The sequence below is a fragment of the Streptomyces fungicidicus genome (assembly GCF_003665435.1).
Taxonomy (GTDB): Bacteria; Actinomycetota; Actinomycetes; order Streptomycetales; family Streptomycetaceae; genus Streptomyces; species Streptomyces fungicidicus.
Map to the genome: position 1 here is coordinate 107,818 of NZ_CP023407.1, position 24,779 is coordinate 132,596.

Below are 24,779 nucleotides of genomic sequence, written 5' to 3' on the forward strand. Positions count from 1 at the left end.
GATCAGCGCCCCTCGTTGTCGGTGTTCGCGCCGGCGCCGTCGAGGACGGACCGCCTGAAGTGCTCGGCGGCGGCTTCGACGCCGAGCGAGCCGTTCACCACCTCGTCGAGGAGGTCGTCGATCAGCGGATCCGGCGGGCCGTCCTCCGGCTCACCCTCCGGAGCGTCGGGGTGGCCGCCGGGGGCCCGCCCGTCGAGCGGCCGCTCCGCGATCCAGTACCGCTCCCGGGCGAAGGGATAGGACGGCAGCGGGACGATCCGTGCCGCCCCCGCCGGGAGGAGGGCGCCCCAGTCCAGCTCGAAGCCGTTCACCCACAGGTCGAGCACCTTGGCGTACGCGCCCTTGGCCAGCCACGTCCCCACGACCGCGCTCATGTCGGCGTCGGCGGTCAGCGCGGTCAGCGTGCGGTCGGAGCGTGTCACGCGACCGCGGTGCACACCGGTGGCGCCGCCGGGGTCGTCGAGGAAGGCCCGCAGCCGGTCCCGCAGCTCGGCGAACGAGCCGACGACCGTGGCCAGTCGCTCGCTCATGGCCTCACGTCCGACCTGCAGGGTGTGGGCGACGTCGGCCGGTGTCGCCCCGGTCCGCTCGGCTTCCGCGAGTGAGTCCAGCAGGGCGCTCGCCTGCTCCCGCAGCCGCTCCTCGTCCTTGGCGGACAGGACGACGACGGCCGGGCCGCCGGGCCGGCCGGCCGCGGGAGCCGGCCGGTCACGGACGTATTCCTCGATCACCACGTGGGCGTTGGAGCCGCCCGCGCCGAAGGAGGAGACGCCGGCCCGGCGCGGCACCTCGGTGCCGACACCGTCGACGGTGACGACCGGCCGCTTCCACTCCGCGCCCGCGCGCTGGACGACGAACGGCGTCGCGTCGAAGTCGATGTGCGGGTTGACTTCGTCGGCGTGCAGGCTGGGGACCAGCTCACCGTGCTGCATCTGCAGGACGGTCTTGAACACGCCGGCGATCCCCGCTGCGGCCTCGGCGTGCCCGATGTTGCTCTTGACGGAGCCGATCGCGCAGTACCGCACGTCCCGGGTGTCCTGGGAGAACGCCCGGGTCAGGCCGTTGATCTCGACCGGGTCGCCCAGCACGGTCCCGGTGCCGTGCGCCTCGACGTAGCTGATCGTGCGCGCGTCGATGCCCGCCCGGTCGAGCGCGTCCCGCACGACACGGCCCTGTGCGACCGGGTTCGGCACGGTGTAACCGTTCGTGGTGCCGCCGTGGTTGATGCTGGTGCCGCGGATGACGGCGTGGATGTGGTCGCCGTCCCGCTCCGCGTCCTCCAGCCGTTTGAGGACGAGCGCGCCGACGCCCTCGCCGGGGACGAAGCCGTTGCCGCCGGCGCCGAAGCTGCGGCACTCGTCCCCGTCGGCGAGCATCCCCAGACCGCACAGACCGACGTAGCTCGACGGATGCAGATAGAGGTTCACACCGCCTGCCACCGCCATGTCGCAGTCACCGTGGAGCAGGTGCTCGCACGCCTCGTGGAGCGCCGTCATCGACGAGGAGCACATCGTGTCGATCGGCATGCTCGGGCCGTGGAGATCCAGCTTGAACGAGACGCGGTTCGCTGCGGACCCGAAGGAGGTGTAGGGCCGGGCGGTGTCGCCCCGGCGCCAGCGCTCGGGCCCGTGGAGGTTGTGTCCGGCACGGGTGATCCCCACGAAGACGCCGACGCGGGAGCCGTGTTGCCGCGCGAGGCGGTCGCGCGTGTAGCCGGCGTTCTCGAACGCCCGCCACGCCTCCTGGAGGAACAGCCGTTCCTGCGGGTCGATCTCCAGGGCGTCGTTGGGTGTCATCTCGAAGAACAGCGGATCGAAGTCGGCGAATCCCTCGAGGAAGGCGCCCCACTTGCTGTAGCTCCTGCCCTGGGCGACGGCCTCCTCCTTGTCCGGTTCGTAGAAGCCGTCGAGAGCCCACCGGTCGGCGGGGATCTCGGTGACGGTGTTCCGGCCCTCGCGCAGCACCGTCCAGAAGGCATCGAGCGTCTCGGCCTGGGGGAAGCGCGCACTCATGCCCACGATCGCGACGCCTCCGGTGTTCCCGGGCCGCGGTGCCGGACGAGCCTCCATACGGCCGGGGCCGGGCGCCGGAAGCGACCCGGCCGGGGCGAGCGGGTCCGGGGCGGTGGCCCTCGGGCCGGCCGCCTGCACGTCCTGTTCGGCGGCGGGCTCGTGGCCCACTCCGAGGGCGCGGGCCACGGCCTCGCCCCGTTCGGTGACGAAGTACTCGGTCAGCGCCTCGATGGTGCGGTATTCGAAGAACAGGGTGCTGCTCGTCTCCCCCAGGTCCTTCTTGAGGCCGGTCAGCAGTTGGAGGATCAGGATGGAGTCGATGCCGTAGGCGGACAGCTGTTCACGGGCGTCGATGGAGCCGGCCGGGATCAGGAGGGTCCGTGCGACCAGCTCCTTGAGATAGTCGCGCACGGCGTCGGCGAGCACCGTACCGTCCACCCGGGCCGGTGCGGCCGGCCGCACCGGCCGGGAGCCGGCCGGCGGCGTTTCGGGCAGCGGCTCGGACAGGGGCTCGGCAGCTGGGCGCCGCTGTTGGCCTCCGGGGCGACGGATCACGCCGTCGCTGAAGCCGACCACCACTTGCTGGCCGAGCGGGTGCGCGTCCCGCGCGGGGAACCCGACGCCTTCGAAGCCCTCCTGCTCCAGCACCGATTGCCACGTTTCGGGCCGCAGGCCGGGCCCTCCGGGTTCCCGCAGGTCGGTGTCGTGCGGCCACCAGCCGTCCAGCAGCGCGAACGTCAGCATGCCGAAGACGCTGTAGCCGTTGATCTCGTTGACGACCAGGGCGCCGCCGGGCCGCAGCAGCCCCTTGCTGTGACGCAGCGACGCGCGGATCTCCTCGGTGGCGTGCAGCACGTTGGTCGCGACGACCAGGTCGTACGCGCCCTCGTCGAAGCCCTGCTCGGCGGCGGGCCGGCCGGCGTCGAAGATCTCACAGCGCAGATACGGATGGTGCGCGCCGAACTCCCGTTGGCCGTGGATGAGGAACGCCTTGGAGAGATCGGTGTAGCAGTACTCGCCGACGTGCTGCCGGTACGGCTCGAGCCGGCGCATGACCGTGGCGGTGGTGCCCCCCGTTCCGGCACCGATCTCGAGAATCCGCAGCCGGGCTCCGGGATCCCGCGCGAGCCTGCTCTCGGCGAGTGCGACGACACAGTCACCTACGACGTCGTTGAAGTAGTCGGCGATCATGTTCCGCTTGTAGATGCCCTCGACCAGGTCCAGCGAGGAGCCGGGGAAGATCACGTCGACGGCGGGGACGGCGCCGGTGAGGATGTCCGGCAGCGCGCGGAGCGTGGTGCCGACCAGGTCGACGGACGCGCGCAGCTCGGGGTCCGCGAGCCACTCGTCCCGGCTGCGTTCCCATGCGGCGGCGGTGGCGTCCGGGTCGACGGCGTCGGGAACGACGCGGTAGGAACCCCGGGATCCGGTCTCCGTGAGCCAGCCCTGCCGGGCGAACAGCCGCAGGGTCTCCGTCACCCAGCCCTCGTACTTCCCGAGGACCCCGCCGGCCTGCCGGAGGGAGTCCGCGTCGACGGTGTCCGTGCCGATCCAGCCACGGCCGCGCAGCGCGCACCACAGCAGCCGCAGCAGCAGCTCGTCCAGCGTCCGCAGCCTGGACTTGGCCCGTGCCTCCACGGTCCGCAGCTGCTCCGCGCGCGAGGGCAGCCTCGGGACGAGCGGCTCGCTCCGCTGCTCCGGCCCGTCCAGGACGCGGATCGCCTCGCGGTCGGTGTAGCCCTCGAACCGCTCGGGCTCGGCAGTGTTGAGGTAGGCCACCTGTCCGAGCGGAGCGGCCAGCAGCCGCTCGACGGCGTCCATCGCCAGAGCCGGGTCGATGTCGCCGAGGCCCTCGCGCCGGTAGATGCGCTCACGGACGTGCTCCGGGACGTCGAGTCCGCTGCCGACGGCGCCCCAGTAGCCCCAGTTGACCACCTTCACGGCGTACCGGCGGGCGACGGACAGCCGGCGGGCCAGGGCGTCCTCGAAGGCGTTGCCGGCCACGTAACTGCAGTAACCCCTGGTCGGGTTGACCGACGCGATGGAGGAGAAGAAGAGCATGAAGTCGAGTCCCTCGGCGTCGAAGACCTCGGCCATGCACACACTCGCGTCGATCTTGGCGCTCAGGCCCTGCCGGAACCGCTGCTCGGTCGTGTTGGGCAGGCTCTGGTCCACCAGGCCGAAGACGGACTGCACCACGCCGTGGACGGTGCCGAAGCGCTCCTGGATCCGGGCGTACGCGCCGCGCAGGGAGTCCATGTCGGCGGCGTCGGCCCGGACGTACCACGGTGCCCGGCCGAGCGCGGCCAGCCGGTCGATCTCCGCCTGGATGACGGCGTCCTTCTCCCGGCGGCCGATCCACACCACCTGGGCCCGGTGGCGCCGGATCATGTCCTCGCTCCAGAGTCGGCCGATGCCCCCGGCGCCGCCCAGCACGACGTACACCCCGCCCTCCTTGTACGGGGACCGGGCCGGTGCCGGCAGCTCCGCCCGGTACAGGCCGCGACGGAACCACCGGCCGTCGCGCAGCGCCCGCACGGTCGTGGCACCGGCCGTGAGCAGGGTGCGGGCGGGGAGTTCGTCGGACGTGCCCAGGTCGAAGCAGCCCACGCTCCAGTTGGGCAGTTCCTTGGCCATGACCTCGGCCAGGCCGAGCACCGCCGCGTCGGCGGGCAGCACCGGCTCGCCCGGCCGTACGGGCTGCGTCTGACGCGTCACCACCCTCCACGTCAGTTCCTCGGCGCCGTACCCCAGCTCGAACAGGGCCTTGACCAGCCGGAAGAACGCCTCCACTCCGGCGGCCGTGCGCCTCAGCAGCTCACCGGGCCCGGCGGCCGCGTCCGCCGGGGAGAGCCACACGAGGTCGCGGACCGCGACACCCCGGAGCTGCTCGATGAGCGATGCCGTGCTCGCCGAGCCGTCGGCGAGGAAGTGTGCGTCGGGGCACACGGCCTTCAGGGCGGCCCGCTCCGCGGCGTCGCCGCCCACGACGACGATGCCGCTCGGGACGGACCTGCCGGGGACGGGCTCGGGGGCCTGGTCCTCGGCCCAGACCGGCGCCAGTGCCACGTGGGCCGTGCCGGCCCGTGGTTCCGGCGTGGGGGTGCCGCCGGTGGGCCGCGCGGGCGTGGCACGGTCCTTTGAGGGCAGCCAGTGGCGCTCCCGCTGGAACGGGTAGGTCGGCAGGGGGACACGACGGTACGCGCCGCTTTCGAAGAGCCGCTCGTAGTCGAGCGGGCAGCCCTGCAGGTAGAGGGCGGAGAGGGCTTCCAGGTAGTCCCGGCGGGCCGTCCCGGTCGCGCCCTCGGCGCACCCCCGCAGGCAGCTGTCGCCGTACTGCTCGAGAGCGGGCTGCGGGCTCACCACGGTCTCCGTGAGGTCCGCGGTGCGTACCGCCGGTTCCCCTCCGTCGGTCAGCCAGCGCCCGAGGAGTGTCGCCAGGTGGGCGGTGTCCCGGGCCACGCACGACAGTCGGACGGGGCAGTGCCGCCTGCCCCGCACCAGGGTCGAGGCGATGTCGCCCAGGTCGGTGTCCGGGTGGCGGCGCAGGTGCTCCACCAGCCGTTGCGCCTGCGTCCGTACCTGCTCCGGGGACAGGGCGGACAGCACCACGAGGTGGTCCTGGACGGGCACGGTGTCGCGACGCGGCAGGCCGGGAGCCTCCTCGACCACCACATGGGCGTTGGTGCCGCTGAACCCGAAGGAGCTGAGCGCCGCGCGGCGCGGCCGGCCCGGCTGGACCGTCCAGGGGCGGTGCACCGTGTTGACGTAGAACGGGCTGCCTTCGAAGTCGATGTGGGGGTTGCCCTTGTCGAAGTGGAGGCTGCGCGGCAGCTCACGGTGCCGCAGGGCGAGCAGGATCTTGATGAGCCCCGCCATCCCCGAGGCCGGAGCGGCATGACCGATGTTCGTCTTGATCGACCCGATGGCGCAGTACTCACGTTCGTCCGTGTAGTGGCGGAAGGCACGGGTCAGTGCCTGGAACTCGATCGGGTCGCCGAGCCGGGTGCCGGTGCCGTGCGCCTCGACCAGCTGAATGCCGGCGGGGTCGATGCCGAAGGTGTCGTAGACCTGACGCTCCAGCCGCTCCTGCGACTTGGCGCTCGGCGCCGTGATGCCGTTGGACGTCCCGTCCTGGTTGATGCCCGAGCCGCGGACGACGCCGTGGATGTGGTCGCCGTCCGCGAGGGCGTCCCGCAGCCGCTTGAGCACGACGACGCCGACGCCCTCGCCGGGCACGAAGCCGTCCGCGCCCTCGGCGAAGGTGTGGCACTGACCGGTCTCCGAGAGCATCCCGGCCTTGTGGGCGTTCAGGTAGTAGTCGGGCGCGCACTGCACGGAGACCCCGCCGACCAGGGCCGTCTCGACCTCGCCCGTTCGCAGTGCCTGGCACGCGAGGTGGAGGGCGACGAGGGATCCGGAGCAGGCCGTCTCGACGGCGATGGCGGGGCCCCGCAGATCGAGGAGGTAGGAGAGGCGTGAGGGGATGATCGCCTCGGCGTTGCCCCACATGGCCTGGGCGGGGGCGTCCTCGCTGGAGCCGGGCAGGTAGTCGCTGACCTGGGTGCCGATGTACACCCCGCAGGACCGGCCGCGCAGGGCGTCGCCCGCGTAGCCCGCGTCCTCCAGAGCCTTCCACGCCTCCTCCAGCACGAGCCGCTGCTGGGGGTCCATGTAGGTGGCCTCGAGACCGGATATCTGGAAGAACAGCGGGTCGAACCGGTCGATGCCGTCCATCAGCGACGCGAAACGCGGGTGGGGCGCGCCCGGCGCCACGAAGGCCGACATGTCCCAGCGGGAGATCTCGCCGACCAGACTGCGCCCGTCCGCCAGGTGCTGCCACAGCTGATCGGTGTCCTCGGCCGTGCCGAACCGCCCGCTCATGCCGATGACGGCGACGGGCTCTCCCGCGGGAGCGGGGGCAGTCGCGGGGACGGCCGGTCGCCGCGTGCCGTTCCCGGTGGGCACCGTCATCAGGGCGGGCGGGTCCGGCGGTCCGGGAACGGCGGTCGGGGTGGCCTCGGGGACCGGGGCGGTTTCCGGCTGCGGGGCGTTCTCCGGCGTCAGGACGGCCGGAAGCGGTGACGAGGCGTCGAGGTGGTGCTCCACCACGTAGCGGGCGAGCGCGCGCACCGAGCTGTGATCGAAGAGGTCCGTGACCGAGAGCGAGATGCCCAGGTCGGTGCTGAGCTGCTGCGTGAGCTCGACGCCGAGGATGGAGTCCACGCCGTAGTCCGCGAAGGAGTCCTCCTCGGATATCTCCCGGCGGTCCAGCCCCAGGGACGTCTGGAGCCGCTCGACGATCACGGACCGCACCCGCTCCCGCGTGTCCTCCGCGCTCCGCGGGGCGGGGGCGTGCGCGCCGGCCGGCTCGCCGGTTGCGGCCACGACGATCTGGTGGCCCGCGTCGTGTACGGCGTCGGCGGGGAAGGACACCGCGGCGAAGCCGGCCTCCCGCAGCACCTGCTGCCAGGTTTCGGGGGCCAGCCCCGGGCAGCCCGGTATGCGCAGCTCGGTGTCCTCGTAGCGCCACCAGCCGTCGAGCAGCCCGAAGGTCAGGTGCAGGAACGGGGTGCGCGTGGCCAGCTCGTTGAGGACGAGCGTGCCGTCCGCCCCCAGCAGGGACCGCGCGTGCCGCGCCGCGGCGCGCACGTCGCGGGTCGCGTGCAGGACGTTGGTGGCGAGGACGATGTCGTAGCCGCCCTCGTCCAGCCCCTGCTCCGCGGGTGCGCGCTCCGCGTCGAACAGCTCGAACCGCAGGAAGGGGTGGTCGGCGCCGAACTCCTGCCGTCCGTTGCGCAGGAAGTACTGGGAGACGTCGGTGTAGCAGTACTCCGCCACGCTGTCGCGGTACGGCGCCAGCCGGCGCAGGACCTTCTCGCTGGTGCCTCCGCTGCCGGAACCGATCTCGAAGATGCGGACGCGGCGGGCGGGGTCGCGGGCGAGCAGGACCTCGACGCGTGCCGCCACCGACTCCGCCACGAGCTCGTTCAGCGCCGTGGCGCTCTCGCAGTCCCGGTACACGCCTCTCACCAGGCTCATCGACGAGCCGGGGAAGATCACGTCGGTCGCGCGCCGCCGGCCCGAGAGAACCTCGGGCAGCTCGCGGATCACGGGCTCCAGCAGGTTGACGTAGGGGTTGGTGCCGTCGCTCTCCCGGCACACCGCCTCCCAGCGCCGCCACACGTCGGCCTCGTCCCGACTCGCCCTGCCGGTGGGGGTGTAGCGCTCGGTGCCCGCTTCGAGGTAGCCGTGCTCGGCCAGGATGCGCAGGCTCTCGTCCAGCCAGCGGTCGTAGGCGCCGCCCGGGTCCATGGCGGCCCGCAGGTCGGCGACGGCACCGCCGGAGCTGTTCATCCCCAGCGTCCGCAGCTGCAGCAGGAGCAGTTCGCACAGCAGGGCGTCGTCGAAGCCCCGGGCGCTGCCGGAGTCCGCGAGCACGCGCTGGAGCAGCCGGTCGTCCGGGCCGCCGGAACCGGTGGGGCCGGTGTCGTCACCGGCCGGCCGCGGGACGACGGTCTTCTCCACGGCGAGCTGGTGGTACGGCCCCGAGAGGAGCAGGTCCAGCGCCGCCATGCCTTCGGCCGGTTCGATGGAGCCGATGCCGCTCCGCTCCATCCGGCGCTGGTACGCGGACGAGGCGACGACTCCGACGCTGCCCCAGTAACCCCAGTTCACCACCTTCACGGTGGTGGGGCGGCTCTGCCGCCACAGCCGGGCGAACGCGTCCTTGAAGACGCAGCCGCTCACGTAGTTGCTCTGTCCCGCGGAGCGGTGGAACGAGTTGGTCGAGGAGAAGAACAGCACGAAGTCCAGCGGCTCGTCCGCGAAGACCTGGGCGATGCGGACGCTGACGTCGACCTTCGCGCGCACCGCGGCCCGGAATCGTTCCTCCGGCATCCTGGCCACGCTCTGGTCGAGCAGCGCGAGCGCCGAGTGGACGACGCCGTTGATCTCGGGGAAGCGTTCCCTGATCCGCGCGACGGCGGCCTCCAGCTCCTCCCGGTCCGTGGCGTCGGCCTGCACGTACCAGGGGGCGGGGCCGAACCGGGACAGTGCGGCGATCCTGGCCCGGATGACGTCGTCCTCGGCCCGGCGGCCGATCCAGACCACCTGCGCCCCGTAGGCGCGTACCACGTGCTCCGTCCAGACCGCGCCGAGTCCGCCGGCCCCGCCGACGACCACGTAGACCCGGCCGCGCCGGTACGGCAGCGCGTCCGCGGGGAGGGCGCCGGACGGCACCGGTGTGAGGATCTGCCGGAACCAGCGGCCGCCGCGGTGCGCCCAGCTGTCGCCGGACGGCTCCGCCGGCAGACGCAGCGCCTCCCTCAGCACGTCGTCCCGCACGTCCTCCACGTCGGCGAGGCGCACCCGCCACCGCGGGTTCTCCTTCGACAGCGACCCCAGCAGGCCGTGCACGCCGGCGTGGGCCGGGTCGACGCGGTCGGTCCCGACGACGCCCTGACTGCGAACGGTGAGGGCGGTCCACTCCAGGTCCCGCTTGTCGTAGCCGAGGGACAGCAGCGCCTTGGCCAGCCGGAAGCCGGCGTACACGCCGTCCTCCTGGCGGGTGATCAGCTCCTCGCTGTCCGGCAGCGCCGTCGCGCCACCGCTCACGGCCCAGACCACACCCCCGTAGTGCCCACCGCGCGCGAGTCGTTCCCGCAGGCCGTCGACAGTGTCGTCGGCCCGCAGCAACAGGACGTCCACGTCTTCCCCGGGCCCGGTGAGGAGGGAGTCCAACTGCTCCGGATCCGTGCCGACCAGCAGCGTGCGTCCTCGCAGGCCGTCGCCGTCCGCCGGCGAAGCGAGCCCGGCGGGCTCCCAGCGCGGCTCGAGCAGCACCGGGCTCCCGGCGGCGGACCGCTCCGGCGCCTCGTCGAGGCCGGCGGGCAGCGGCCGGGTGCGGAAGGCTTCGAACCGTACGCGGACTTCGCCGCGCGGGTCGCACAGGTCGACGTCGAACGTGTCGCCGCTCTCCGTGGTGCGCCTGAGCCACGCCCACATGACCGGCTCGCACGGGCCCAGGACCTCCACCGCCCCGACGGCGTACGGGAGGTGCAGGCCACCGCCGTGCCTGAGACCCGCGGAGGCCTGCAGCGCGGCGTCCAGCATTCCCGGGGCCAGCGCCTGTGTGTCAGCGCCGTACTCGGGCACCTCGGGCAGCGCGAGTTCGGCGAGGACCTGGGCGTCTCCCACGAGAAGTCGCCGCACGCCCTGGAAGGAGGGTCCGTACGCGATGCCCTGACGTCGGTAGACGAGGTACACCTCGCTCGCGGTCATCTCGTAGCGGCCGCACTCGGTCCGCAGGGCCGCGAGGTCCAGCCGTGGCCGCGGCGCCGACCCCTCACCGAGCTCGATGCGCCCCTGGCTGTGCACGACGGGACCGTCGGCCCCGGACGCCAGGACGCGGTAGCGGGTCCCCGCGGAGCCGTCCGGTTCCAGTTCGACGTGGAGGCCGAGCGGGGTGTCCCCGACCGTCACCGGCCGCAGCCACACGACGTCGCGGAACGTGACACCGGCCGGCGCGGCGTTCCGCCGCTCGGAGAGCGCGGCGTGGGCGGCGCGGGCCAGCTCCAGGTGGGCGACGCCCGGCAGGATCCTCTCCCCGGCCACGACGTGGTCGCGCAGGAAGGACTCCGATCCGGTGAGCGTCGTGTCGAAGCGGCGTCCCGGGCCGGCGGGGCGACCGGGTGCGGCGGTGAGCACCCCGTTCGGCGTCGGCCGCCCGGTGTGCTGCCGCCACAGGCGTTTCCTGGCGAAGGGATAGCCGGGCAGCGCGACCGGCGCGGTGCGCCGGCCGCCGAACAGCCGGCGCCACGCGAGGTCGTACCCCCGGCAGTAGGCCCTCGCGGCGGCGCGCAACGCGTCCCGGAGGGAGGTGCCGTCGTGGTGCGGTGCTGCCGCCGCCTCCAGCAGCCGGTCCCCGGCCTGCCGGGCCGCGTCGTCCGGGGTGAAGTCCTTGGGCACCTCGCCGGTGAAGGCGTCGGGGTCGTGCCGGTCCGCGGACCACGAGCGCAGCAAGTGCACCGCCTCGGCGGCGTCGCGTGCCACGACGGCGCAGCGGTACCGGAAGTGCGGTCTGCCGTCCAGCAGCGTCGCGCCGATGTCCCGCAGGCCGTGCGGCTGCCCCGGGTCCTCCAGGAAGTCGATCAGGTCGGCGACGCGCTGCCGCAGTGACTCCTCGGACTTGGCCGACAGGGCCAGCAGGTGGGCGGACATGTCCGGGACCTCGTCCTCTCCGCCCGCCGGGGGGCTCTCGATCACCATGTGCGCGTTGGTGCCGCTCATACCGAAGGAGCTGATGGCGGCGGTCCTGCTGCGGCCGGCGGTCCGGGGCCACGCACGGTTCGTCTTGTTGACGAAGAACGGGCTGTCCTTCCAGTCGATGTAGTCGTTCTCCTGCGCGCAGTTCAGGGACCCGGGGATCGTCTCGTGGCGCATGGCCTGCAGGACCCCGATGAGGCTGACGAGCCCGGAGGCCGCGAGCGTGTGCCCCACGTTCGGCTTCACGGACGTCAGGGCGCAGTACCGTCGCTTGCCGGTGAACCCGCGGAAGACGTCGTTGAGCGCGTTGACCTCGACGGGGTCGCCGAGCCGCGTGCCGGTGCCGTGGGCGACCACGTACTCGATGTCGGCGGGGTCGACGCCGTGCCGCCGGTAGGTGTCGCTCAGCAGCGCGACCTGGGCGTCGCCGTTCGGGGCGGTGATGCCGTTGGACCTGCCGTCGAAGTTGATGCCGCTGGCGCGAATGACGCCGTGGATCCGGTCGCCGTCGGCCACCGCCGCCGAGAGCCGCTTCAGCACGACGACGGCGACGGCCTCGCTGAGCACCATGCCGTTCGCGCGCTTGTCGAAGGCGTAGGTCACGCCGTCCTCGGACAGCATGCCGGCCTGCTTGGTCCGGTTCAGCAGCTGCGAGGTGGTGATGAGACTGACCCCCGCGGCGAGGGCGACGTCGGACTCGCCGGCGCGGATGCTCGCGCATGCCTGGTGGGCGGCGACCAGCCCCGACGAACAGGCCGTGTTGATGGCCATCACGGGTCCGCTCAGGTCGAGCAGGTACGACAGGCGTGCGGCGAGGATGCCGTCGTGGTTGGCGGTGACGCTGCCCGCCTCGGGGTCCGGGGTGTCGTAGTCCCCCTGCTCGACCCCCACGAACATGCCGATCCTGCGGGTCGACGCGGGCGTCCAGCCCGCGTCCTCGAGGGCGCGCCACGACTCCTGCAGCAGCAGCCGCTGGCGCGGGTCCAGGCTCCTCGCCTCGTTGGGTGATATCTCGAAGAACAGCGGGTCGAATTCGTCCGGACCGGACACCTGGCCGACGCGGAACGTGGCGAAGGAGCTGTCGTGCGGCTCGCCCCACAGGTCGAGGCGCTCGCGGGAGACCGGTCGGACGGCGTCGCGGCCGTCCGCGAGGACCGACCACAGCTCGGCGGGGTTGTCGGCGCCGGGGAACCGCCCGCTCATGCCGATGACCGCGATGGCGTCGTCGTCCTGCGTGCGCGGCTCACGGACGCCGGGGGCCGTACCCGCGTCCTGGGTGTCGGCGGCGTCCTGGACAGGTTCTGCTCCGGGGCTCGGCCGGCCCACGGGGGGTGCCCCGTCGCCCTGGGGGCCGGACTCCGCTACGGCGGGTACGGAAACGGTGCGGGCGGCGTTCCGGTCGCCGTAGAACGCGGTCAGGAGCTCCGCGTGCTCGCCGGCGAAGTACTCGCGCAGTTTCCGCAGGGTGGAGCGGCTGTAGAAGAGGGCGGGCGTGACCTCGACGCCCCAGTGCTCGCCCAGCCCGCCGGCCAGTCCGGCCAGACTCACCGAGTCGAAGCCGTAGTCGGCGAGGTTGTCGTCCTCGTAGAGCCTGTCAGGGGACAGGCCGACCGCGTCGCTGACGATCCGTCGCAGGTCGTGTGCCAGGCGTTCCTCGACACCGGGGGCCGGGGCCGGGCCGTCCGCGCCCGTCGGGCCGGCCGGCCGGGCCGCGTCCGCACGGGGCGCCGGTGGTACCGGGGCATCGGTGGGGGGCGTGAGCCCCAGGAAGCGGGACACCCGGCTCGGCCTGCCGACAAGGATCATGTGCTGAGGTGCTTCCTGGGACAGCAGCCGCTCGAACAGGGCGATGCCGTCGGCCGTCTCGAGGAAGTCCTGGCCGCTCGACTTGAGGAGCATCGTGGTCGTGTCGTGGTCGAAACCCATGCCGCCCTCGCGCCACAGGGGCCAGTTCACGACCACGGTCCGTCCGGACAGGCGGCCGGCGCGCACCTGGGCGTCACGGTGTCGTGCGTAGGACATCTGGAAGCGGTTGCCGACCGCGTAGTCGCAGGTGCCGAAGTCGCCGATGACGGCGGCGGTGGAGGAGAAGTAGCAGACGAAGTCCAGTTCCTCGCCGGCCACCGCCTCGTCCAGTGTCAGCGTTCCCCGGATCTTGGGGTCGAGGACGTCCTCGAAGGACCTCAGGTCCTTCTCCAGCACGCTGCCCTGCCCCTGGACACCGGCGGCGTGGATGACGCCGTGCAGTACCCCGAACCGTTCTCGCGCCTGTGCCACGGCCTGCTTCATGGCGTCCCCGTCGCGGCTGTCCGCCTGGACGTACAGGACCCGCTGTCCGGCGGCGAGGCCGCGCAGGGCCTCCTGGCGTGTCTCGTCGAGCGGGGAGCGGCCGGTGAGGACGAGATTCGCGTCGAAGTGCTCCGCGAGGTGCCGGGCCACGATGAGCCCGAGTCCGCCGCAGCCGCCGGTGATCAGGTAGGTGCCGCCGTGCCGGAGGGCGCCGGAACGGTTCTCGTCCAGCGTGACCTCGCGGACGCGGCTCACGAAGCGCCCGCCCGAGTGGTACAGCGCGCTGACCGCCCGGTCCTGACGCAGCTCTCCGATCAGTCTCGTCAACCAGGCGGCGGTGTCCGCCGGCGCCAGCTGGTCGTGGGCGTCCTGGAGCACGGCCGCGACGGACAGCTTCGGCATCACCATGCCCAGCGAACGTTCGAAGCCGAGGTGTGCCTCCAGCAGGGCGCGTTCCCGGCCGTCGCGGTACTGCCCGGCCACCAGGTAGCGGCGTACGTCGAGCCCGGAGCCGGCGAGGGCCTGGAGCGTCACGACGACGTCGCCGAAGTCGCCTTCGCCGACCCCCGGTTCGAGCGCCTCCAGGCTGACGACCGCGTCGACGGGGACGGAAGCGGCCGCGATGTCCCGGAAGGCGTCCAGGTGGTCCTGGGCCGAACCGCGGCGGACCTGGTAGTGGTCGGGACGCGTCTTGCGGAAGGACTCTCCGCGTCCTATGAACACGGCGCGCAGACCGGGACCGACCTCCCGTGCGGCCCGGGCGATCGCCTCCTGGCGCTCCGCTCCGGTGCTCAGGAAGACGATGCCGCGCGGCGCCCGAGCGGTGCCCGGCTCCAGGGGCGCGGGCTCCCAGTCCTCCACGAACGCGAGGGGCCGGGCCGGCTCCCCGGCGGACCGGGCCGGGTCCGCCGGGGAAGGTCCGGCCGTCGCCGGCTCTGCCGGAGCCACCGTCCGCGTCGGCCGGAGCGCGAACGCGCCGGGCCCGTCGAGCCAGTGGCGTTCCTCGGCGAACGGGTACGTGGGAAGGGGGATGCGACGCGGGCCGGCGTGGCGGGCGAGGGACGTCCAGTCGAGGGCGAGACCCTTCACCCAGACGTTGGCCAGCTTGTCGTGCCGGCCCTGTGCGAGCCACTGCCGTACCAGCTCCCGCATCTCCTCGTCGGCGTCGAGGAGAGCGACGGCGTCCTTGTCATCCCTGGTGCTCCCGCGGAAGACGTTCGGGATCTCCTGCTCGCCGTCGAGGAACGCGCTCAGCAGCTCGCGGAGGGCGTCCCGCCCGTCGGCGATCAGGGCCAGGCGTTCCTCCATGGCCTCGCGGCCGACCTGGAGGGTGTAGGCGAGGTCCGCCCCGTCGGCGTCGCGGCCCGTCCCGGACAGCCACGTCAGCAGCGCCCGGGCCTTCTGCCGCAGCAGCTCGTCGTCCTTCGCCGACAGCACCACCAGCTCCGGACCCGGGGCCGGGCGTGCCGGACGCTCCGTCCCGGGCCGGTACTCCTCGATGATCACATGGGCGATGGCACCGTGCGCGCCGAACGACGAGACGCCGGCGATCCGGGGCAGGGTCCGCCGCACCCCGTCGACCGTCCGGGTGGGCCGCTCCCACGGTTCCAGTCGGCGCTGGACGTAGAAGGGCGAGTTGGGGAAGTCGATGTACGGGTTGAGCTGTTCGGAGTGGAGTGAGGGCACGAGCATTCCGTGCCGCATCTGGAGCAGGACCTTGGTGACGGCGACGACGCCGGCCGCGCCCTCCAGGTGGCCGATGTTCGATTTCACCGAACCGATCGGGCAGTACTGCTTCCTGTCGGTGTGTTTGCGGAACCCCCGGCTCAGACCGGTGATCTCGATGGGATCGCCGAGAGCGGTGCCCGTGCCGTGGCCCTCCACGTAGCTGATGTCCTCGGCCGAGAGACCGGCGTCCTCCAGCGCGGCCGTGACCATGTCCGCCTGCGCCAGCGGGTTGGGCACGGTCATGCCGTTCGTCTTGCCGCCGTGCACCGTGGCGACGCCGCGGATGACGCCGTGGATGTGGTCCCCGTCCGCGACCGCCTGGTCGAACGGCTTGAGCAGGACGCAGCCGACGCCCTCGCCCGGAACGTAGCCGGTGCCGCCCTCGCCGAACGAACGGCAGCGTCCGTCCTCGGAGAAGAAGTTCATCTGGCTGAGCGAGACGTACTTGTTGGGGTGCAGCGACAGGTTGGCGCCGCCGGCGAACGCGAGCGAGGAGGAGCCGCTGCGGATGCTCTCGACCGCCATGGCGATCGCGTAGAGCGACGAGGAACACGCGGTGTCGACGGTCAGGCTCTGCCCGTGCAGGTCGAAGAAGTAGGAGACGGCGTTGGATGCGGCGGCGCGGTCGGACAGGACGACGTCCTCGCCGCTGTACAGCTGGTACTCGTTCCACATCATGCCCAGGTAGACGCCGACCTTGCGGGCCTTGCCGGGGCTCAGGGACCGGCGTGTGTACCCCGCGTCCTCCATCGCCTCCCATGCGGACTGGAGGAACAACCGGGTCTGGGGGTCGGTCAGCGCGGCCTGGCGGGCCGACATGTTGAAGAAGAGCGCGTCGAAGTTCTCGGCCCCGTCGATGAAGCCGCCCCACTTGCTGGAGCTCTTGCCGGGTGTCTTCTCGGCCGCGTAGTACAGGTCCTTGTCCCACCGGTGGGGCGGGATCTCCTCGATGCAGTCCTGGCCGGCCCGCAGCACCTGCCAGAACTCGTCGAGGTTCCGTGACTTCGGGTACCGGCCGCTCATGCCGATGATCGCCACGTCACGGGGGCGTCCCGTGCCCCGGCCGTCCGCCGTCCCCCGGGGGGTCCGGTCAGCGTCCGCGGCGCCACTCGGCAACTCGGCGGACCGGCCCCGCGGCACGACGGGCCGGGAGGGCACGGCGGTCGCGGGAGAACGCTCCGCCGGCGCATCCGGAGGCGTCGCGGCGGGCCGCGGCGGTCCCAGCAGTTCGGTCAGGCGCGCCGCCTGGTGCTCGGTGAAGTACTCCGCCAGTTCCCGGATCGTCCGGTACTCGAAGAACAGCGTTCCCGGGAGAGTGTCGAAGTCCTTCGTCAGGAGCCGCATCAGCTCCATGATCTGGATGGACTCGATGCCGTATTCCCCCAGTTCCGCGGCGGCATCGAGCCGGGCCTTCGGGATGCGGAAGACCTGCGACAGCCGGTCCCTCAGATACTCGACGGTCCGCGTGAACATCTCACCCGAGTCGTCCGCGGCCACCGGCCCCGCGGCCTCCGTGGCGGCCACGGGCTCGTTCCGGCCCACCGGCTGCGGCCCGGCAGAGGCCGCCTCGACACCGGCGCCTTCGGAGCCGGCGAGCCGCAGAACCCTCTCGATCCTGGGACGCTCGCCCTTCGTCACGAGGACCTGGGTCTCGTCGGACCTCAGGATCTCCAGCAGCGCCCCGATGCCCTCGTCGGTCCGCAGTCCCCGCATGCCCGAATGGTCGCGGTAGAGGGTCCTCGCGGGGCCGTCCTCCGCGAGTTCGCCGAGCATGCCGCCCTCGTCCCAGTACGGCCAGTTGACCGATACGCTCCGGCCGTGCCGCAGGCCCTGCGCCCGCAGTTCCTCCCGGTGCAGGACGTAGCCGTCGAGGAACCGGTTGGCGGCGGCGTAGCTCCCCTGCCCGAAGTCGCCGACGTAGGCGGCGATGGACGAGAACACGAGGAAGAAGTCGAGCGGGTCCTCGGCGGTCAGTTCGTCCAGGTGGACGGTTCCGTGCGTCTTCGGCGCCAGGACGCTCTCGAAATCGGCCCAGTCCACGTCCATGACGCCCGTGCCGCCCATGACGCCCGCGCCGTGGAAGACACCATCCGGACTGCCGAATCGTTTCCGTATCGCGTCGAGCGCCGTGCTCACCGCGTCGCGGTCGGCCACGTCACAGGCGAGGTAGAGGACTTCGGCCCCGGCGGCCTCCAGTGCGGCGAACTCCTCCCTCAGCGAGGCGTCCGGCTCCCGGCGGCCGAGCAGCACGAGCCGCGCCCGGCACTCCCGGGCGAGGTGCCTGCCCAGGTGCAGGCCCAGGGCCCCGGCGCCGCCGCTGATCAGGTAGACGCCGCCCTCCTTGAGAGGCATCCCGGGGGCACCGCCGCGCGCTCCCGCGGTCCAGGGCCGCAGCACCCGCTCCGAGCGGGCGCCGTCGGCGTGCCGGACTTCGTGCCAGCCCCGCGCGGCCGGCGCCTCCGCCCGGCCGAGTTCGCGCAGCACGCTGCCGGCGACGGAGTCCGCGTCGTGCGCGTCGGCGACCTGGAGGCTCTCCACCCGGAACAGGTGGTCGACCGCCGTCACCGCACGGCCGAAGCCCAGGAGCGCCTCCGCCGCCGCCCGCTGCGGCCCGCTCCGGTCCGGCAGCACGAACAGATACCGGACTTCCTGCTCGGTCCCCGCCCGGTGCACGGCCCGGAACAGGTGCAGCAGGCTCTCCAGCTCGATCGTGAGGTCGGACGGGTCAGGGGTCAGCGGCCAGAAATTGACGATCGTCCGCGGTGCCAGGCCCCGTTCGTCCAGGGTCCGCAGAAGCCGGTCGAAGTCGCCGGCGCTGCGGCGGTCCACGGTGAACAGGTCCGGTCCGGACTCCTGGAACGCGTTCCCGTTGCGCACACGCACGACGCGGCCCCCGCAGCCGGACGCGAGCGGGGTGTGGCGCGTGTCCTCGTCGTCGAGGACGAGCAGGGTGCGCCCGGCGCCGGGACCCTCCGGCCGCCCGGCGGAGTCGGCGCCGGTGTCCGCGTCGGTGCCGGCATCGGTCCAGCGCGGCACGTAGTAGTGGAGCTTCTCGCTCTTGTCGGCCGTGAACTCCTTGAACACCAGGCCGGTGAGCCGGACGCATTCGGTGCCGCTGTCGTCGCAGATCGCGAGGTCGACGCTCATCGTGCCGTCGCGGGCGATCCGGTGGACGGTGGCATGGCAGTAGGACTGCCGCGGAATGGGCGCGAAGACCGCGAGTTCCTCGAGGCTGAACGGGATGCGCAGCACGCCGTCCTGCTCTCCGATGCCGCGCAGCGCGTTGAGCGCGGCGTCGAACAGCGAGGGGTGCAGCGTGAAGCGGGGGTACTCCTCCTCGAGGCCGTCGCCCAGCACGATCCTGGCCAGTGCCTCGGTCTCGCCGCAGTACAGCGTCTCCATGGCCTGGAAGGTCTCGCCGTAACCGAACCCCAGTTCGCGAAGGCTCGCGAAGATCTCGGGGTTCTCCCGGGGGGTGGTGCACCGCGCCTTGATCGCGGCGACGTCGATCGCGCCGCGCGGCGGCGTGGAAGGATCGGCCGCGTAGTCGGCACGGCCCTGGGAGAAGACCGTGCGCCCTTCCTCGGCCCCGTCATGGATGACGAACTCCAGCGCCTCCCGATCGAGCGGGGTGAGCTCGATGTGCACGCTCCGGGACGTGTCGTCCATGACGACCGGACGGCCCCAGATGATGCCGCGCAGGGTGACGCTGTCGGAGCCGGTAGCCAGCCGCGAGGCGGTGTACGCCATCTCCATGTGGGCGACTCCGGGCAGCAGGATCTTCCCGTCCACGACGTGGTCGCGCAGGAAGAACTCGCTCGCCGACAGTCGCTTGGCGAAGCGCTGCGACCCGAGGGTGGAGACGTTGGCGTCCAGCAGCGGGTGGAGCACGGCGGACGCGGGAGGGTCGTGCGGAGACGGCGCGCGGCCGGCTGTCGCCGGGCCGGCCCAGTAGGTCTCTCGGGCGAAGGGGTAGCCGGGAAGCGAGACGCAGGTGAGCGGCCGGTCGCCGTAGAGGTTCTCCCAGGCGAGCTCGTACCCCTGGCAGTAGAGGTCGGCCAGGGCCCGGACCGCGTCCCGGTACCGGCTGTCCCGGTCTCCGTCGCGGGCGCGCCCTATCAGCTCGTTCCCGTATTCGGTGAGCGCGTTCTGCGGGCGGAAGTCCCTCCCGGTGAGCCCGCGGAACACATGCGGGTCCTTCTTGCCGTCGAGGACCTGTCGCAACAGCCGCTCGGCGTCCTCCGAGGTGTCCGCCACCAGCGCGCAGCGGTGTGCGAAGTGGTGCCTCCCCGCGAGCAGTGTGCTGCTGATCCGCCCGAGCCCGACGTCCTCGGCGCCACCGGCTCGGAGGAAGGCGAGCAGGTCCGCCACGCGCGTCCGCAGTGCCTCCTCGGTCTTCGCCGACAGTGCCAGCAGGTAGGAGGGCCGGGAGACGGCCGGACGGGCGGCCGATCCGTCGCCGTGACTCTCCACCACGACGTGGACGTTCGTCCCGCTGATGCCGAAGGAGCTGACGGCGCCCGTCCGTTCGCGCCCCGGCCGGACCGGCCAGGGCCGGGCCTCCTTGTTGACGCGGAACGGGCTGCGTGTCCAGTCGATGTACTCGCTCTCCTGCTCGGAGTGCAGGCTCGCGGGTATCGTCCGATGCCGCAGGGCCTGCACCAGTGCGATCAGACTGACCACGCCCGAGGCGGCCAGGGTGTGCCCCACGCTCGGCTTGACCGAGGTCAGGGCGCAGTACTGGGTCTTGTCGGTGTATCGGCCGAACGCCTCGGTGAGCGCGTTCACCTCGATGGGGTCGCCGAGCCGGGTTCCCGTGCCGTGGGCGATCACGTGCTCGATCTCGGCCGGGTCCACGCCGAACCGCCGGTACACGGAGTCGAGGAGGGCGACCTGCGCCGGCTGGCTGGGCGCGGTGATGCCGTTGGTTCGTCCGTCGTGGTTGAGACCGCTCGCCGTGATGACCGCGTGCACCCGGTCGCCGTCGGCGAGTGCCTTGGCCAGCGGCTTCAGTACGACGGCCGCGATCGCCTCGCCCATCACCATGCCGTTGGCACGTTTGTCGAAGGCGTAGCAGACCCCGTCGGGCGACAGCATCCCGGCCTGGGTGGCGTGCTCGTGGAACTGGGGACCGGCCAACAGGCTGACACCCGCGGCGACCGCGGTGTCGCACTCGCCGCTGCGCAGACTCAGGCACGCCTGATGCACGGCTGCCAGCCCTGCCGAGCAGGCCGTGTTGACGGTCAGCACCGGACCGGAGAAGTTGAGGAAGTAGCTGAGGCGCGCGGCCATGATTCCGTCGTGCCCGGAGGTCAGGGTCTGTCCGTCGTCGGCCAGCCCCGGGTAGTCGCTCTGTTCGGCGCCGACGAACATGCCCATCGTGTTGTCGCCGAGCTGCTTCGCCCCGTATCCGGCATCCTCCAGGGCCCGCCACGCCTCCTGCAGCAGCAGGCGCTGGCGGGGGTCCATCTGCTCGGCTTCCTTGGGGGATATCTCGAAGAAGAGCGGGTCGAACTCGGCTTCGCCGGGTAACCATCCGCCCCTGACCCGAGGGGCGTTGCCGACACCTGCCCAGTTGCCCAGTCGGTGCGCGGGGACCGGCGTCACCGCCTCGCGGCCCTCGGCGAGCACCTGCCAGAGTTCGTCTACCGTGCGGGCCTGCGGAAAGCGGCCGCTCATACCGATGACGGCTATGCGGTGGTCGCCGTCGTGACCGGCGTCGGTCGCGGAAGACGTCGCGGCGCCGGTCCCGGGGGCCGACTCGGCCCGGGGCACGGTGGGCGCCTCCGTCCCGGCGGGCACCGCCCGTTCGGCGGTGCTCTCCTCGGCGGCCGTGTACGTCCGCACCACTGCGTCGGCGTACGGCTCCTCGAGGAGACGGTCCCTGACCATCTCCAGGGTGAAGTACCCGTAGAAGAACGACGGCGCCACGTCGATGCCGTAGTGCTCACCGAGCCGAAGGGCGAGGAGCGTGTTGCCGACCGAGTCGCACCCAAGGTCGGACAGCCGGTCCCGCGGGTGGATCTCGTCGGCCGCGAGCTTCAGCACGCCGCTGACGAGGCTCCGGAGATCGGCCTCGACCCGTTCCCGGACGTCGGTGTCCGCCCGTTCCCCTCGGCGTGTGCGCGCGGTCATGTCCGCCACGAGCCCCTCCTGCTCGATCGCGGAATCCGCCGCCTCACCCGTCGCGGACAAGGGCGTCCGGCTGGGGGCGGTCTCGTCCGCGGTGTCCGGTGTGATCCAGAAACGCTGCCGGTCGAACGCGTAGCCCGGCAGGCCCAGCCGCCGTCCCGGTGAGGACGTGAACAGTGCTTCCCACGCGTGGTCGTGCCCTTCGGCGAAGGACTTCGCCAGGTTCAGCAGCCGCTCGTGGTACTCGGCGGCGGGAAGACCGGACCCGGCCTCGTCGCCGGCCCACGGGGCTCCGGCCGGCTCACCGTCCGAGGGTGTGCCCTCGGGCTCGTGGAAGCAGTCGTCGGCCCGCCCGGTGTCGAGCAGCAGGGTGAGCTTCGCCCGCAGATCGTCACGGTCGCGGACGACCAGCGCGGTCCGGCGGGCGAGGTGCTCCCGGCCCAGGAGCAGGGTGGCACTGAGGTCGTTCAGGGCGGCGTGGGCGCCGTCGCCGTCGAGCCATTCCCGCAGGTCGCGGATGCGCCGCCGGAGCGCGGTACTGGTTCTGGCGGACAGACAGAGGAGATGGGCGGGGAGGTTCGGTGGATCAGCCGGTGGCGTGGTCGGTGCCTCTTCCAGGACCACGTGGGCGTTCGTTCCGCCGATGCCGAAGGAGCTGACGCTCGCACGACGGGGCAGCGGTTCGCCGGCCCGCGACCGCAGGGGCTTCCACTCACGCAGCCGGTCGGCGATGTGGAAGGGCGTGCCGTCCAGGTCGATGCGCGGGTTCAGCCGCTGGAAGTCCCGCAGGCCGGGCAACTGCCGCTGCTCCAGGGCGAGCAGGACTTTGATCAGGCCGGCGATCCCGGCGGCGGCTTCCAGGTGGCCGATGTTGGGTTTGACCGAACCCAGCCCGCAGTAGTTGTGCTCACCGGCGTCCGGCGCGCCGCTCGCCCTGCGGAAGCCCTCCACCAGCCCCTCGAACTCGACCGGATCGCCGGTCGGCGTCCCCGTGCCGTGTGCCTCGACGTAGGCGATGGTCTCGGGGGAGACGTCTGCGCGGGCCAGGGCCTCCGCTACGACCTGCGCCTGCGCGTCGTCGCTGGGATGGGTCAGGGTGCGTGTCCTGCCGCTGTGGTTCACGGCGCTGCCCCTGATGACGCCGTAGATGTGGTCACCGTCGCGCACGGCGTCCGCGAGGGGCTTGAGCAGGACGGTGCCGCCGCCCTCGCCCCGCACATAGCCGTCTGCTCGCTCGTCGAAGGGACGGCACGAACCCGTGGGCGACAGCATGCCGGCCTTGGCGAAGGAGGTGTACCGGGCCGGGGTGAGTACCAGGTTGATCCCGCCGGTGAGCGCGAGGGCGCACTCCCCCTGTTGCAGGGACTGGACCGCGAGGTGGAGGGCGTGCAGGGAGGCGGACGACGCGGTGTCGACGACGACACTGGGCCCCCGCAAGTCGAAGAAGTGGGAGAGGCGGTTGGCGATGACGGCGCCGATCGTCCCCGTGGAGTGGTGCGCCGCGACCTCGCGCAGCTGCCTCTCCTGAAGCTCCTTGTAGTCCAGGTTGTACGAGCCGATGAACACTCCGACGTCGCGCCCGGCGAGCGCGCTGGGTGCGATGGCGGCGTCCTCGAGACAGGACCAGGCGAGTTCCAGCATGATCCGCTGCTGCGGGTCGGTGCTCTCCGCCTCCAGCGGGGAGAGGCGGAAGAACTGTGCGTCGAACGCGTCCACGTCGTCGATCAGGCCGGCCCATCTGCTGGGAGGGTGCCCCGCATGGTGGCCGGAAGCGTCTTCCGGCTCGGTTCCTCCCATGTCCCACCGCGCCTGGGGCACTTCACCGATGTGCGACCCGCCGTTCCTGATGAGGTTCCAGAACCGGCGGTGGTCGTCCGCCCCGGGGAACCGGCACGCGATGCCGACGACGGCGATGGGGACATGCTGCGACATCGGTGGAGACTCCCCTTATCGTTGGCAATGTTGTGGTGCGCCACCATTGCTGCCCCTGACCGGACCTGGGTACACGGAGCAGGCAGGAACATGTCATGCTGAGCGGTTCCGGTTGCGTTCCGCCCGGATGCTTCGCGGCCGGCTGTGGGCTTTCGCAGCCGGTGTACCGCTGTCGGATGTCGCGGACTTCGCGGGGCAGCTGTTGCTGCTGCCTCTCTCGGGTGCGCGCGTTCACTGACCGCAGCACGCTTCCCGACCGCGCAGGCTGGGGGGCTGTTCGACACTCATGACGGTGGTGTCACACCAGAGGGGGAACCCGCGTCATCACGCCCTGCGGGCTCGCCGTTCCAGGAGCCTTCCGTGCGCCCGCCGGGCAGAGGCCGGGCGGGGCGTCCGGTCCGTCACCGGACGGGCGCCGGGGCACACGGGCGGCTCGCTTCGCCCTCGGGGCGGGCGCGCTAGCCCCGCCCCTTCGCGCTCATGACCTCCAGGCGCGCATCGAGGGCTTCGACGTCCGGAAGGAACCAGATATGACTTGACGCATTGGATTCATGCACCAGAGCGCGCAGTGCGGAACTGGCCTCCATATGACGAGAGATATCACCGACAACGGCCAGCCGCATGCGGTAGTTGACGAACTTCTGCATGATTTCGCCAGCAATACGGGTGCCGAGCGAGAAGAATTTCTCGTCGAGGCGATTCACAGGAACGGCCACGATCTCGGCGGCGAATAATGCCGAGCCGATCAGGTCCAGGGCATCCTGCTCGGTGACCACGGTGGGCCCCGCCGGATCGCACATCAATACCTGAATGCCGTGACGTTCCTGCAGTACGTCTGTCAATTCCCAGTCCCCCAGTGAAACAATCATGAGCGCATATCGCCGGAGGAAACTAACACGCACCTGTTCACCGGTCAACGCCACTCAGGCCCCGATAAGCTATTCAGCCATTGTGTGACGTGCAGGTTTACCGACCGGCCGGGCGCTCGCGGCGCAGCGGCGAGCGTCCCTCGGGCGGTCGGGCTCCACTGCCTTTCCCCCTGGTCGGACGGGTGGCGAACGAGCCCGCGACGCCGCACCGGAAGGAGGGGCGACACCCACACGTGCGGAAGAGTTCCGGCCGGCGGGGCGGGGAATCGAGCCAGACGACTGTATGGCCGGAAATCGGCAGGCAGACGTTCAGGGGGCCGGATCACCCGGAGCCCAGCGGCAGAAACCATCTGCTCACCGGCCGGCGGCCCGAAATCCTGAAACGCCGTGTATCGTGGCGGCCGCAAGCCGTACCCATGCCTGAAACGCGCCTTCTCCCGGTCCCGCGCGCAGTACCTCGACAAGCGCCCGTTGATCAGGAACACAGGCTTCTCATGTTTTCCCGGCCGCTCACCGGAGCACATTTCACGTGTACGAGCGAGGCCGGTTC

General features: G+C 71.9%; 2 protein-coding genes. Both read right to left on the reverse strand.

The window, feature by feature from the left end; genetic code table 11:
• Positions 1–2 precede the first annotated feature (2 nt).
• Entirely contained in the window at positions 3–23,360 is a 23,358-nt protein-coding gene (locus tag CNQ36_RS00330) for an SDR family NAD(P)-dependent oxidoreductase (protein WP_121544437.1), read from the reverse strand.
• 458 nt (positions 23,361–23,818) lie between these two features.
• Positions 23,819–24,202 (reverse strand): DUF4180 domain-containing protein, encoded by a 384-nt coding sequence (locus CNQ36_RS00335; RefSeq protein ID WP_004936897.1) that lies wholly within the window; start codon positions 24,200–24,202, stop codon positions 23,819–23,821.
• Between the last annotated feature and the right edge of the window lie 577 nt (positions 24,203–24,779).